Origin of the sequence: Marinobacterium alkalitolerans (assembly GCF_017776525.1) — a bacterium.
In the GTDB taxonomy this organism is placed as follows: domain Bacteria; phylum Pseudomonadota; class Gammaproteobacteria; order Pseudomonadales; family Balneatricaceae; genus Marinobacterium; species Marinobacterium alkalitolerans.
Genome location: NZ_JACVEW010000038.1, coordinates 1 through 14,075 on the forward strand (window position 1 = coordinate 1; position 14,075 = coordinate 14,075).

A 14,075-nucleotide genomic window follows, 5' to 3' on the forward strand; every position below is an offset into this window, starting at 1 on the left:
GGCGCGCCCGAGAGGATTCGAACCTCTGACCGCCTGGTTCGTAGCCAGGTACTCTATCCAGCTGAGCTACGGGCGCACATCAAATGGCGGTGAGTGAGGGATTCGAACCCTCGATACCTTGCGGTATACGCCCTTAGCAGGGGCGCGCCTTCAGCCACTCGGCCAACTCACCTCGTCAACAACGGCGCGTATGTTACAAGACTGATTTTTAAAAGGAAAGGGATAATTGAAAAAAATTATTCCTGATCGTCGTCTTGCAACTTTTCACGCTGAATACGCTGATAAATCTCTTCGCGATGAACAGAGACATCCTTGGGCGCATTCACACCGATGCGGACCTGGTTACCTTTCACACCGAGTACGGTCACGGTGACATCATCACCAACCATCAGAGTTTCGCCTACACGGCGGGTCAGAATCAGCATTGTGGCTCTCCTTAATTAGTCCTGGGGCGCTGAGTTCCTGTTTCTGGAAACAGCCACACCTTTTTTCCCATACGTCCTTCGACCATCCAGGCTCAAGGTGCGGCTATTTCAAGCCGACAGCGGGGGCAGGGCCGTTATGATAAACAGTTGTTCACCCCGCGTCATCTGATACTGTCTTTATTCCCGGACTGTATCAGATTCGTCCAGATCAAACGCCGAATGCAGAGCACGTACGGCCAGTTCCAGATATTTCTCAGCCAGTACGACTGACACCTTGATTTCCGAGGTAGAGATCATCTGGATGTTGATGTTTTCAGCTGCCAGCGCATCGAACATCTTGCTGGCAACCCCGGCATGAGAGCGCATGCCAACGCCCACAATGGACACTTTGGCAATCTTGTTGTTCCCGACTACCTCACGCGCTCCCAGTTCCTCTTTGACCTGCTGCAGCACCTGCTGTGCTTTATCATAGTCGTTTCTGTGTACGGTGAAAGTAAAGTCGGTGGTTTTGTCAGCCGCAATATTTTGCACGATCATATCGACTTCAATATTGGCCTGGCTGATCGGCCCCAGAATGCGCGAGGCTACGCCGGGAATATCCGGCACCCCGACAACGGTCAATTTGGCTTCGTCACGGTTGAACGCAATACCTGAGATAACCGGTTTTTCCACGGCGGCATCATCCTCTATCGTAATCAGTGTGCCCGGCCCATCCTTGAAACTGGACAGAACCCGCAGCGGGACCTTGTATTTGCCGGCAAACTCAACCGCCCGGATCTGAAGCACTTTCGAGCCCAGGCTGGCCATTTCCAGCATTTCTTCAAAGGTGATCTTTTCCAGGCGACGCGCGCCCTCCACCACTCGGGGGTCGGTAGTGTAAACACCGTCCACATCGGTGTAGATCTGACACTCGTCCGCCTTCAATGCCGCGGCCAGCGCCACACCCGTGGTATCGGAGCCACCGCGCCCGAGCGTGGTGATGTTGCCATCGGGATCCACCCCCTGGAAACCGGCGACGACAACGACGCGCCCCTGATCCAGGTCTTCGCGCATGCGCCCGGTTTCAATATCCTGAATACGCGCCTTGGTATGTACCCGGTCGGTCAGTATTCGCACCTGCGAACCTGTGTACGAACGGGCTTCCAAACCCCGCGCCTTGAGCGCCATGCTCAACAAGGCGATGGTCACCTGCTCACCGGTGGAGACGAGTGTATCCATCTCACGCGGATCGGGTCGTGACTGAATCTCGTTCGCCAGCGCGATCAGTCGGTTGGTTTCACCGCTCATGGCGGATACCACCACTACAACATCATGGCCCTGCTCGCGAAACCCTTTCACTTTGTCGGCAACCGCCTCGATACGCTCAACCGAGCCCACCGAGGTGCCGCCGTATTTCTGCACATATAACGCCATTTCACAGCTTCCATTCGGCTGCCGGCACTGTACGGGTGCCGGCAGTGCCTGTCATTACAGGCTTGCCGCTACCAGTTCGGGCACCGCTTCCAGCGCAGCCGGCATGGCACCTGTATCGGTTCCACCCCCCTGTGCCATATCCGGGCGCCCGCCCCCTTTGCCGCCCAGACGTGAGGCCAGCTCACGTACCAGGTCACCCGCCTTGACCTGACCGGTCAGATCCTTGGTGACACCGGCCACCAGGCTGACCTTGTCATTCTGTGCGGTCATCAATACCACGACCCCGCTGCCCAGCTTGTTCTTGAGCTGATCCAGCATGTCGCGCAGCGCCTTGGGCTCAACCCCTTCCAGTTTCGCGGCCAGCACCTTGATGCCGTTCACGTCCTGGACCTGGCTGAGCAGGTCACCGCTTTGAGCGCTCGCCAGCTTGGCTGTCAGGCGTTCAATCTCTTTCTCCAGCTGACGGCTGCGTTCGTTCAGGCTACGCACCTTGTCCAGCGCCGTGTCACGAGAGCCTTTCACCAGTGATGCAATCTCGCCCAGTACCTGCTCGCTGCTGTTGATCCACTGCAGCGCCCTGGCACCGGTCACCGCCTCGATACGGCGTACGCCTGAAGCAATGCCGCTTTCAGCTACAACCTTCAGCAGGCCGATATCGCCGGTGCGCGTCGCATGTGTACCGCCGCAGAGTTCAACGGAGAAATCACCACCCATGCTCAGCACGCGCACTTCATCGTCGTACTTCTCGCCGAACAGCGCCATGGCACCTTTTTCCTTGGCTGCATCCAGTGCCATCAGCTCGGTTTCAACTGCCGAGTTGGCACGAATCTGATCATTCACCAGGGTTTCGACCTGCGCGATCTCGTCGGCTGTCATCGCTTCAAAGTGTGCGAAGTCAAAGCGTAGACGCTCTGCGTCCACCAGAGAGCCTTTCTGCTGTACATGCTCACCCAGCACCGTTCGCAGCGCTGCATGCAGCAGGTGCGTTGCCGAGTGGTTCAGCGCGGTCGCCTGACGCTTGGCCATGTCCACTTCGGTCACGACCTGATCGCCCACCGTCAGTACACCTTCAGCCAGGCGACCGTGGTGCAGGTGGTGGCCGCTTTCCCTGGTGCAGTCGCTCACGTCAAACTGACCGCGGTCCCAGCGCAGCACGCCCTGATCACCCACCTGACCACCGGACTCGGCGTAGAAGGCAGTATTTTTCAGTACCACTGCGCCCTCTTCACCGGCCGAGAGCTGGTTTACGGCCTCGCCATCACGATACAGGGCGACCACTTCGGAGCGATCTTCCAGGCTGTCGTAACCGGTAAATTCGGTGCTGCCTTCAAGCTTGATCTGTTCGTTATAGTCCACGCTGAACTGACCGGACGCACGGGCACGTTCACGCTGAGCTTCCATGGCCTTTTCAAAGCCTTCCATATCGATGCTCAGCTCATGCTCACGCGCTACGTCGGCCGTCAGGTCAACCGGGAATCCATAGGTATCATACAGGCGGAACACGGTCTCGCCCGAAATCACCTTGCCATCCATATCGGCAATGGCCTGAGTCAGCAGCTGCATGCCGTGATCCAGGGTTTTGGCAAACTGCTGCTCTTCTTTCAGCAGAATGCGTTCTACCTGGCCCTGCATCCTGGCCAGCTCCGGGTAGGCATCGCCCATCTCCTTCACCAGCGGTGCAACCAGCTTGTGGAAGAACGGCTCTTTGGCACCCAGCTTGTTGCCATGACGGATGGCGCGGCGCATGATGCGGCGCAGCACATAACCACGGCCTTCGTTGGAGGGCAGCACACCATCAGTGATCAGGAAGGCACAGGAACGGATATGGTCCGCAATCACGCGCAGTGATTTGCTGTCGATGTTGTCCAGACCCAATACGGCAGCCGTTGCCTTGAGCAGGTTCTGGAACAGATCGATTTCGTAGTTGCTGTGCACGCCCTGCATGACTGCCGCAATACGCTCCAGCCCCATACCGGTATCGATGCTCGGGCGCTCCAGCGGCTCCATGGTGCCGTCAGCCGAGCGGTTGTACTGCATAAATACCAGGTTCCAGATCTCGATATAGCGGTCGCCATCCTCGTCCGGGCTGCCCGGAGGACCACCGGCCACATCAGGACCATGGTCAAAGAAGATTTCGGTACAGGGACCGCAGGGGCCGGTATCACCCATGGCCCAGAAGTTGTCTTCATCCAGCTTGGAGAAGCGCTCCGGGCTCACACCCATCTCTTCCTTCCAGATTTTTTCCGCTTCGTCATCGGTGTAATGCACGGTCACCCAGAGGCGCTCTTCCGGCAGGCCCATGCGCTGCGTCAGAAACTCCCAAGCAAACTTGATCGCTTCACGCTTGAAGTAGTCACCGAAGCTGAAGTTGCCCAGCATCTCGAAGAACGTGTGGTGACGGGCGGTGTAGCCGACGTTTTCCAGATCGTTATGTTTGCCGCCGGCACGCACACAGCGCTGAGAGGTGGTCGCACGGTTATAGGCGCGTTTATCTGACCCGAGGAATACATCCTTGAACTGCACCATGCCCGCGTTGGTGAACAGCAAAGTCGGGTCATTGCCCGGAATCAGCGGACTGGAGGCTACGATTTCGTGCCCCTGCTGGTTGAAGTAGTCGAGAAATGCCTGGCGGATTTCCGCACTTGTCATGTATTTCATATCAGGTCCGTTGCGTCTGTACTGGTTGGCACGACTGTCCCGCGCGCCCCGACCGGGCGGCGGCGATCTGTACGCAAAAAATAAGCTCGATAGTATATAACGCGGATAAAAAATGTACGATAGTCAGAACGCACTGCAACCCGCGTGTTTATTCATCCACAGGCGTATTGATCGCCTTTTTGGCGACGCCGAAGTCAAAGCCTCGATTGACCAGAAAGCGCATGCGGCGTGCATACTCTTTCGGGTTATCCGGCGGCGTGTCACCAAAACGACGTCGACAGCAGGTTAACGCCTGGTCATCCGTATCCACTTCCGCCGCTTCCAGAGCCTGCTCGATCAGGTCGCTGTCCAGCCCCTTGCGTCTCAGCTCCTGACGTACCCGCATGGCGCCATAGCCCGACTCCAGCCGGCTGCGCGTGAACACTTCCGCAAAGCGCTCATCACTCTGGTAGCCATCGGACTCAAGCCCGTCCAGGGTGGCTTCCAGCAGCGCTGTATCTTCAGCCCGGACACTCAGCTTGCGCCAAAGCTCTGCCCGGCTGTATTCGCGCCGCGCCAGCAGGTTCATGGCCGCCGCCCGCAGCTCCGCTTCTGTTTCCAATACCTTGGCCATACTGATTCCTGTCCCCTTTCCTGTTGCGAAGCCTGATGCTCATAAACGCAAAAAGGGGCCTCAGGCCCCTTTTCGTGTGTAACCGATCAGCCGATCAGAGGTCAAGCTGACCGGCTTCTTCAGTCTGCTCAGGCTGCTCTTTCGGCTTGGGTACGTTCAGCAGACGGGCACGAATCTCGCCTTCGATCTCCTGCGCCACTTCCGGGTGGTCTTCCAGGTACTTGGCGGCATTGGCCTTGCCCTGACCGATCTTGTCACCCTTGTAGGCATACCAGGCTCCGGACTTGTCCACCAGGCCCTGCTGTACGCCCAGATCAACCACTTCACCCATATGGTAAATGCCCTGACCGTACAGGATCTGGAACTCGGCCTGACGGAACGGCGGGGATACCTTGTTCTTCACAACCTTGACGCGGGTTTCGTTACCCACCACTTCGTCGCCCTGCTTCACGGCACCAGTACGACGGATATCCAGACGCACGGATGCGTAGAACTTCAGCGCGTTACCACCGGTCGTGGTTTCCGGGTTGCCGAACATCACACCGATCTTCATGCGGATCTGGTTGATAAATACCAGCAGGCAGTTGGACTGCTTCACGCTGCCGGTCAGCTTACGCAGTGCCTGAGACATCAAACGCGCCTGAAGGCCCACGTGGGAGTCACCCATCTCACCCTCAATCTCGGCCTTGGGCGTCAGAGCAGCGACGGAGTCGACGATGATCACGTCCACGGCACCGGAGCGGGTCAGCATGTCTGTGATCTCGAGTGCCTGCTCACCGGTATCCGGCTGGGATACCAGCAGCGCGTCGACATCTACGCCCAGTTTTTCCGCGTAGACCGGGTCCAGCGCGTGCTCAGCATCCACGAAGGCACAGGTTTTACCCTGTTTCTGTGCTTCTGCGATTACCTGCAGGGTCAGCGTGGTTTTACCGGACGATTCCGGGCCGTAGATTTCAACCACTCGACCATAGGGAAGACCGCCAATGCCCAGTGCGATATCCAGCCCCAGAGAGCCGGTGGAAACGGACGGAATGGCTTCGCGGGGCTGATCCCCCATGCGCATGACCGCGCCTTTGCCGAACTGGCGCTCGATCTGTGACAGGGCGGCATCAAGTGCTTTCTTTCTGTTTGCGTCCATCGGGAAACCTTTCATTAGCCGAGGGGTTAAAATACTGTATGTCTGAACAGTATTATTTCACACCCTGATCAGATTGCAACCATCTCCGATCAATGCGGCAGATAGGCCAGAATACCTTCCAGTGCCTGCTCAACCGCCTGCTGGCGGATCGCATCCCGGTCACCGTTGAAAAAACTGAGACAGGTGACTGTCGGCTGGCCGGCAATCGCCCAGGCAAGCCAGACCGTACCAACAGGTTTGTCTTCACTGCCGCCATCAGGCCCTGCCACTCCGCTAATGGCTACGGCAATATCGGCTTCACTGTTGTGCAACGCGCCTTCGGCCATTTGAGCCACAACGGGCTCACTGACGGCACCGCTGCGCTCAAGCACCTCCAGGTCGACCCCCAGCATTTTCTGCTTGGCGCGGTTGGAGTAGGACACAAAACCACAGTCAAACCAGCCAGAGCTGCCCGGCACTGTGGTAACCGCCTGAGCGACCCAGCCACCGGTACAGGACTCGGCGGTGGCCATTTTCATACCCTTTTCGAGCAATGCCTGCCCGACTTTCTGCGCCAGATCTTTCATATTCATTCCTTAATTAACCACTGTTAAAGGCGCTTGATCGGTGGATAGCCAGTCCACAATATCGGCCTCCGGCTGATACCCATCTACAGTTTCCAGAAGGAGCTGACGTATGGCGACATAATTCCAGCCCTTCACATATTTCTCAAGCTGGTCCAATCGAGTTTGTAATACGTCCCAGGGGAGCATGGCTTCGGTTGCACGCATGATCATCGGATGATCGGTCCCCTTAACATCGTCACCAATCAGCAGCTCTTCATATAACTTCTCTCCGGGCCGCAGTCCAGAATACACAATTTCAATATCCCCCTCAGGGTGTTCAGCGTCTTTCACCGTCAAACCCGCCAAGCGCACCATTTCACAAGCCAGGTCTGCAATCTTGATGGGCTTGCCCATATCCAGCACGAATACGTCTCCAGTACTGGCCATGGACCCGGCCTGTATCACCAACGCAGCCGCTTCCGGAATGGTCATGAAGTAGCGCGTGATATCAGGGTGGGTGACAGTGACAGGACCGCCCTGCTCTATCTGCTTACGGAACAGCGGAATGACGGAACCTGATGACCCCAACACATTGCCAAAACGCACCATGGCAAAACGGATGGCACGTGCCTGCTCCCGTTCCGCCAGTGCCTGCAGCACCATTTCAGCCAGACGCTTGCTGGCACCCATCACATTGGTTGGCCTGACTGCCTTATCCGTCGAGACCAGTACAAAGTGGCTCACCCCTGCTTCAATGGCAGCCTCCGCCGTGTGCAGGGTACCCATCACATTATTGTGGAGACCGGCAATCACATTGTGCTCCACCATGGGCACATGTTTGTACGCCGCGGCATGGTATACCGTATCCACCTGATAGCGCTGCATGAATGCCTGCACACTTGACCGGTCTTGCACATTGGCCAAAGCTGCAATCAGTTGCACTTCCAGCGCATCGCGTTCCAGTTGATCGCGCAGCTCCTGTTCAATGGAATACAATGCATACTCAGACTGCTCCAACAATATCAGGCAGCGCGGACGCAAGCGCAATATCTGACGGCATAGCTCAGACCCAATGGAGCCCCCAGCCCCAGTCACCATGACAGCCTTCTGCTCAACACACGCATTCAGCAATGTTGTATTGGGCTCAACGGCATCTCGCCCCAACAGGTCGACTACATCAATGTCACGAATATCACTGACATTGACTTCACCACTGGCCAGCTCAGCCACCCCTGGCACCACCTTGACACTCACCGGATATTCGCTGATCCGCTCCAATAGCTGCCTGCGCGCGCTGCGGCTCAGATTCGAGATAGACAACAGAACCGATTCAATTCCATACCGCTCAATGAGCGAGGGCAACTGGTCCAGCGCGTACACTCGCAAGCCCGCGATTTCCGTGCCCTGTTTCTGGTTATCATCATCAATAAATGCCACCACCTGCAGCTCGGGCGAATTACCCAACGCATTGGCCAATTGGGCGCCGGCAGTGCCTGCACCAAAGAGCACTACCACTCTGGCACTCTGATAACGTCGCTGCCCTCCAGGCAGCACATGACGAATCAACCAGCGTGCATAAAGGCGACTGCCTGCCACCAGTGATACCGCCGTGAACCAGTAAATAAACAGCACAGACCGAGGCACAGGCACCTGCAGCACCATGACCACTGTGGCCCAGATGAGTACCGACAGTGTCACCGCCTTCACCGATACCCAAATAGTGGTATGGCTCATATACCGGATCACTGCGCGGTACAAACCCAAACGAATCATCACGGGTACAGAAATAAGTGGTACCAACAGGCAGGGCAGCCAGTAATTCTGCAATGGCATCCAGATCTCACCCAAACGCAAGGCCAGCGCCATCCAGCACGCCATAAACAGCATGACAATATCGGATGCCACCAGCACAGCCTGTTTCCGGCGACGCGACAGGTGCAAAAACTCATCAATCAATTTTGAAAACATAACCAACTCGGCTACTCCCAACGTGCGGCCAATAGCCCCAGTGCTTCATAAAAGGCGCGCTCGCTCTTGCGCAGATGGCGAGCAGAAGGCACCCAATAAGGCAACGTGGCAAAATCATCACGCTGTGCAAGGTAATGAGTGGGGGCTGCAATCGGTGCCAGGCCTGCCTGTTTGAAATGACGCATGGCACGTGGCATGTGTGACGCCGATGTCACCAGCAGCAAGGACGCCCCCTGCCCCAGACGCGCAACTGCTGCTCGGGCCTCCTGGCCGGTATCCGTGGGAGTATCAAGCACCTCCAGTTGAGCGGATGGCACCCCAATTTCCTTCGCGACACGTGCATAGGCTAATGCCATGGGCTCAATATTCTCATGCCGACTCGCACCGCTCACAATCAGGGTTGCTTCAGGGTTAAGGTGCCAAAGCCTGAGCCCTTCCAACAAGCGGTTGGCAGCACTGTCACTGAGCTGCCCGGTTATCACCCACGGCTGGTTAGGCTGATAGCCGGCCCCGAGCACCATCACAGCGTTAACTGCCTGCTCTTCTGGCCAGTCATGGAGTGCAGGATATGCAGACTCAAACGGCAGCAGTAAACGATCCGCCACCGGTGCCCAGCTCAGCAGCACCAGGAGCACGACGGCCACAAACGAACACCCTGCGCCCAGTTTGCGCCAACGAAGCCGTAACAGCAGCCCGAATACAAACAGAACCAGACACAACGGCAGTGGCATCAACAGTTGCGCGGCCATGACCTTCACAAGGGTATAAAACGCCATCAACGCCGCTTCAACCAACCACTCGATCCCCGGCACCCTTACCGAGAACAGTCAGGAAAATATATTTGAAGTAAGCACTTACTGTCAGATCTACACCCATTTCGGCATCTGTTTCTGCGAGTAGAACGGGGGTCGACATATCAATTCCCTTCACCTGTGCCAACCCGGTAATACCCGGCCGCATCTGCATAACCCCACGTGCTTCGCGCTCGGCAATCAGTTCATGCTGACTCGTCAGGCAAGGCCGTGGTCCCACCAGGCTCATCTCGCCTTTGAGCACATTCCATAATTGTGGCAACTCATCCAGCTTGGTACGGCGCAAAAAACGGCCAAAGGCTGTGATATCACCCACATTGGCAAGATGCGTAGCGACCGAGGCAGTGCCTTTGCGCATGGTCCTGAACTTGACCAGCGTAAAAGGCCGCTGGTTTCGTCCCACACGTTGCTGACAAAACAGAGGCGAGCCAGTATCAAAAAAGCCAATAATAAGCAGCAGTACTAAAACAGGTGCGCCCAACACCAGCCCCAACAACGAAAAAAAACAATCCAGAAAACGAATCACATCACACATCCAGAGAGAACATCGATTACTTCACTCAAAGCACCGCTTCATGCCTTCAGCAAACGAAAATGGTGGTTGCCAGCCTAATAACGCTTTGGTTTCACTGATATCGACTTGCAGGGACCCAAGTACTTTTTCAGCCATAGCTTGTCGGCCCAGCATACGTGCACCTGCCCACAATATGCCCTCCGACACTGGGATCAGCCTTGAAGGCTTACCCTTAGCCGTAGCGATGCCCTGTAAAATCTGCGTAGTGGAGACATCTTCATCATCACCCGCCAGCAACACACGGTTGGCAGCCGCCGGGTGATCGATACATACCCGAACAAGATCAACCAGGTTATCCAGCCCTACCAGCGTGCGCTGATTATGCACAGCCCCCAAAGGCAAGGGAATGCCCTTTTCCACCCAACGAACCAGGCGAGCGAAGTTGCCCGGCGCACCGGGGCCATACACCAGTGGCGGCCTGATAATGACAACCTCCATGCCGGTTTCACGCTGGATTGTCCACAGCCCTTGTTCGGCCTCCCACTTGGACAAAGCATATGGCTCAACCGGATTGGGCTGATCCTGTGCCGTAAAGGGGCGATGGGTGCAGTTACCATTCACACCAATAGAGCTGATAAAGATAAAACGCTGAACACCTGCAGCGGCCGCTTGGCGTGCCAGGTTGAGTGTGCCATCAACGTTCACTTCGCGATATGCTGCCAGAGGATCAGAAGATGCATCGTGCAGGACATGGGCACGGGCAGCGGTGTGGATAACCACGTGTTGACCAGCCACAGCCTGTGACCAGTCAGTGCTGTTATCAAGGCCTGGGACTTCTAACAGATGTTGGGCGGTTATGTGTGCAGATCGGCGAACGCTGGCCGTCAGGTGAAAATAAGATGACATTGTTAATACACGAGCAAGCCGCCCACCAAAGAAACCGGTTGCGCCAGTGAGAAGTAGCTTCATTACCGATTCACACTACTGGTCAAAAAGAATACGGGCATAATTTCTAGCAAGCATTCCATATTCATACTGCTCCAAAGCTGCTTTCCTTCCGCGTGCTCCCATTTCTTCTCTTTCAGAAACGGGCATTTTGTATAACTTCAAAATAGCAGACGCCAAATTGGAAGCATCACCTGCAGGAACTGTAATTCCAGATTTGTTTTCAGAAATTGGATCACAAGCTCCCGAATATGCATGCACAATTGGTTTTGATGAAAAAAGATACTCCGGTATTTTATTTGCACCAATACCGAATTTGTAAAGGTCATCATTCAACCAACCAATGTAACAAGCGTCGAATTCAGAAAGAATAGATTGAATTTCAAGTTTAGGGATTGATTTCAAAAAAACAACATTATTAATTTTTTTTGCAAGAGCATATTCCTCTAGTGATTTTTTTTCTTTCCCTTCACCAACTAGCACAAAACGTATATCATCAAAACCTTTCAATATATCGGCAGCATCAATTAGAATATCCAGCGCATTTGCAACCCCAATAGTGCCAGTATAACCAACAATGAACTTTTCTCGTGGCAATTGACTCAATGCTTCTATATTTAATGGAGCATTTTTCTGCGCTTCTCTCAATGAAAAGCCGTTCGGAATCCAAGTAAATTTACTTGGTTCTAAGCCGTGGTTTTTCATATGTTCAGCTGCATTTTTTAAGTTTGATATGACATGATCTGATTTCCTATAGGCAAAATCCTCCACCCACTGCATCACTCTTATGAAAGGGTTGTTTTTGCTATACCCTCCAATGTCTATCAAGGTTAACGGCCATATATCTCTTACTTCAAAAACAAGCTTAGATCTGAAATTTCTTGAAATATATTGAGCACCCAGAAATGAAATCAAAGAGGGTGACGAGCATACTAAAACATCTGGCGAATCCGGTATGATTTTTATTAAGTTACAAATTCTCCAAGAGAAAAAAAACCAACCCAAAACTCTTTTTTTATTATGCGCCTCCTTATACTCAGGCATAGCGCACCATACCATGTTGAACCCGTCAGATAGTTTGTGAATATTAAAGTTGGAATTAAGTTCAGGCTTAACTCTCAAAAGATGATGGTTTGCCGATGCAACCAAATATACTTTATATCCAAGTTTGGCTAATTCTTGCCCTAAATAATAGTGGCGCCCCGCATATCCATAATCTGGAGTAGACGCATATTGATTAATTATCCAAACAGTTTTACTCATGCGCCTGCCTTAGCCAGCTCATTCACAATTCGTTCCGCCGCTTTGCCACCGCCATACAGCTGTTCAGTATCCTGGACGTGACGACCAAGATTACGGCTGACGGCATCAACGATACGCTTCCTAACCGCACCCACCAACTCGTTGGCACCTATTTCGATCAACTCAACCCACTCGGTCTGGTCATGCATGGTGACACAGGCCTTGCTGAAGAAGAAAGCTTCTTTCTGAACGCCGCCACTGTCGTTCAGAACCAGTTCACAGTGGTCCAGCAGCCAGACCATCTCGAAATAACCCACTGGGTCGATAAAGTGAACGTTGAGCTCCAAGCCATACTGGGCAATCAGTTTACGGGTGCGTGGGTGCAGTGGTAGCACTAAAAGTGCAAGGATGGCGTTGATCTCGTTCAGGGCCGCTACAATTATTGCCAGGCGCTCTAGGTTGTCAGTATTTTCAGCGCGGTACAAGGTGGCCAGGATAAAGCCTTTGGGCAAGTCGCCTGCCGGGGCAGCGGTTTGTTCGGCAAGCAGCAGAGCTGAGTCCTGCATCACATCGCCTTCCTGCAGCACCAGTACGGGCCTGTTGGCAAAACCTTCGTTATTTAGGTTCATCACGGCGGCCTCTGTGGGGCATAACAACAGATCGCTGAGCTGGTCGGTCAGGATACGGTTGATCTCTTCTGGCATCCGCATGTTGAAGCTGCGCGGGCCCGCCGCTACGTGAGCAACAGGGAAATGTAACTTGGCTGCCGCGAACGCACCTGCCAGGGTGGAGTTGGTATCACCGTATACAAGCACACGATCCGGTTCATGTTCGAGAAGCGCTCGCTCAATTTCAGCCAGCATATGGCCGGTCATTTGGCCATGGCTTCCTGAATGCTGTGTTAAGTCCTGTAGGGCCAGTTGTGTTGGACCCGTGTATATCATGGTAAGCAAAACCTGATGCTGGGGATGAGCATTACACCAAGTAGATTCATCAGCCTCTGAATTGGCAGCGGCCGTACTCGCTTTTGACTGAAAATGGTTGACTCGATCGGTAGTCCGTTATCGGTCATCAGGCGTTTCACCTTCACACCTATACCGCGGTAGGCCGCCAGAGCGTTTTCCAAAAAGCGCGTTGTAGTGCCTTGCTGCTCATCGGATAGCACCCGGGCAAACGCCCAGCGGCTGTGATCATCAATGCAAATATGGACACATTCATAACCCGCGCCTCGCGTGTTATGGCGACGGTTGTTTGTCACGCGGTGGCCGGGCCTGTCGAAGCGAGGTAGCTTCTTGATATCCATATGCAGCATGTCACCCGGCGCGGGGTGCTCGTAGCGTTGTACAGGCTGCACCGGCTCCAGGTGTGAGGCTCGATTGAGCTTCAGTCGGCGCAGTACAGCTGTCACGGTGGAGTACGCCAGACTCAGTGCCTGTGCGATCTGCTTGGCGGTCCACTTGAGTGTCAGTCGCATCTTCTGAATCAGCTCAATCCACTGTTTCGGCATCTGCCTCGGTGAGGCGTTGGGACGGCTGGATGCTGACTCAAGACCAGCCTCACCAGCCTCTCGATAACGAGCAAGCCACTTGTAGACGGTGTGCGTGCTGATACCAAAAGTGCTGGCAATGTCTCGCACCGGCTGCTGTTTACGGAGGGCTCGATCAACGATCAGGGCTCGAATATGAGGCGTAGTTCGGGCATTCTTGTGAGGGTTGTTCATGTCGGTTGTTCTGTGCTGTTTGTTTGGCGATAACCAGCATCTCGAACTTAACCGGCGTGAACAACCTCCTTAGCACCCACAT

At 54.6% G+C, this 14,075-nt stretch carries 13 protein-coding genes and 2 tRNA genes; all 15 read right to left on the reverse strand.

Translation table 11 applies throughout. From position 1 onward, the window contains the following. Positions 1-2: 2 nt before the first annotated feature. The 15 genes from H9C73_RS15600 to H9C73_RS15670 all read right to left on the reverse strand — a co-directional run bounded on the left by H9C73_RS15600 (position 3) and on the right by H9C73_RS15670 (position 13,993). Positions 3-76: transfer RNA gene (locus H9C73_RS15600), tRNA-Arg, on the reverse strand. An 8-nt stretch (positions 77-84) separates the two neighbouring features. Then, a tRNA-Ser gene (locus tag H9C73_RS15605) sits at positions 85-172 on the reverse strand. 64 nt (positions 173-236) lie between these two features. Next, on the reverse strand, positions 237-425 hold the full coding sequence (gene csrA / locus H9C73_RS15610; RefSeq protein ID WP_209288830.1) for a carbon storage regulator CsrA: 189 nt from the start codon (positions 423-425) through the stop codon (positions 237-239). Positions 426-602: 177 nt separating this feature from the next. Beyond that, entirely contained in the window at positions 603-1,838 is a 1,236-nt protein-coding gene (locus H9C73_RS15615) for an aspartate kinase (RefSeq protein WP_209288831.1), read from the reverse strand. A gap of 54 nt (positions 1,839-1,892) precedes the next feature. Next, positions 1,893-4,487 carry an alanine--tRNA ligase gene (alaS, locus tag H9C73_RS15620; protein ID WP_209288841.1) on the reverse strand — a complete coding sequence of 865 codons (2,595 nt, stop codon included), beginning with the start codon at positions 4,485-4,487 and terminating at the stop codon, positions 1,893-1,895. Between the two features lie 157 nt (positions 4,488-4,644). Beyond that, positions 4,645-5,109, reverse strand: a complete 465-nt coding sequence (locus tag H9C73_RS15625; protein WP_209288832.1) for a regulatory protein RecX — start codon at positions 5,107-5,109, stop codon at positions 4,645-4,647. Positions 5,110-5,203: 94 nt separating this feature from the next. Next, positions 5,204-6,247, reverse strand: a complete 1,044-nt coding sequence (recA, locus tag H9C73_RS15630) for a recombinase RecA (protein WP_209288833.1) — start codon at positions 6,245-6,247, stop codon at positions 5,204-5,206. Positions 6,248-6,336: 89 nt separating this feature from the next. Continuing rightward, positions 6,337-6,813 carry a nicotinamide-nucleotide amidase gene (gene pncC / locus H9C73_RS15635; protein ID WP_209288834.1) on the reverse strand — a complete coding sequence of 159 codons (477 nt, stop codon included), beginning with the start codon at positions 6,811-6,813 and terminating at the stop codon, positions 6,337-6,339. 9 nt (positions 6,814-6,822) lie between these two features. Further along, positions 6,823-8,760, reverse strand: coding sequence for a polysaccharide biosynthesis protein (locus H9C73_RS15640; protein WP_209288835.1), 1,938 nt, complete (start codon positions 8,758-8,760; stop codon positions 6,823-6,825). Positions 8,761-8,771: 11 nt separating this feature from the next. After that, the gene (elyC, locus tag H9C73_RS15645) at positions 8,772-9,536 is read right to left on the reverse strand and encodes an envelope biogenesis factor ElyC (RefSeq protein WP_236014334.1); all 765 of its coding nucleotides are present in this window, start codon (positions 9,534-9,536) and stop codon (positions 8,772-8,774) included. Between the two features lie 10 nt (positions 9,537-9,546). Beyond that, on the reverse strand, positions 9,547-10,107 hold the full coding sequence (locus H9C73_RS15650; protein WP_236014335.1) for a sugar transferase: 561 nt from the start codon (positions 10,105-10,107) through the stop codon (positions 9,547-9,549). Between the two features lie 21 nt (positions 10,108-10,128). Next, complete coding sequence (locus H9C73_RS15655) at positions 10,129-11,055, reverse strand: UDP-glucose 4-epimerase family protein (RefSeq protein ID WP_209288837.1); 927 nt, start codon at positions 11,053-11,055, stop codon at positions 10,129-10,131. 12 nt (positions 11,056-11,067) lie between these two features. Continuing rightward, positions 11,068-12,294 (reverse strand): glycosyltransferase family 4 protein, encoded by a 1,227-nt coding sequence (locus H9C73_RS15660; RefSeq protein ID WP_209288838.1) that lies wholly within the window; start codon positions 12,292-12,294, stop codon positions 11,068-11,070. After that, entirely contained in the window at positions 12,291-13,217 is a 927-nt protein-coding gene (gene wecB, locus H9C73_RS15665) for a non-hydrolyzing UDP-N-acetylglucosamine 2-epimerase (protein WP_209288839.1), read from the reverse strand. Before wecB ends, H9C73_RS15660 begins: the two co-directional genes overlap by 4 nt. Next, positions 13,214-13,993 carry a leucine zipper domain-containing protein gene (locus H9C73_RS15670; protein ID WP_209288840.1) on the reverse strand — a complete coding sequence of 260 codons (780 nt, stop codon included), beginning with the start codon at positions 13,991-13,993 and terminating at the stop codon, positions 13,214-13,216. The genes wecB and H9C73_RS15670 overlap by 4 nt, the downstream gene beginning before the upstream one ends. Positions 13,994-14,075: the final 82 nt, after the last annotated feature.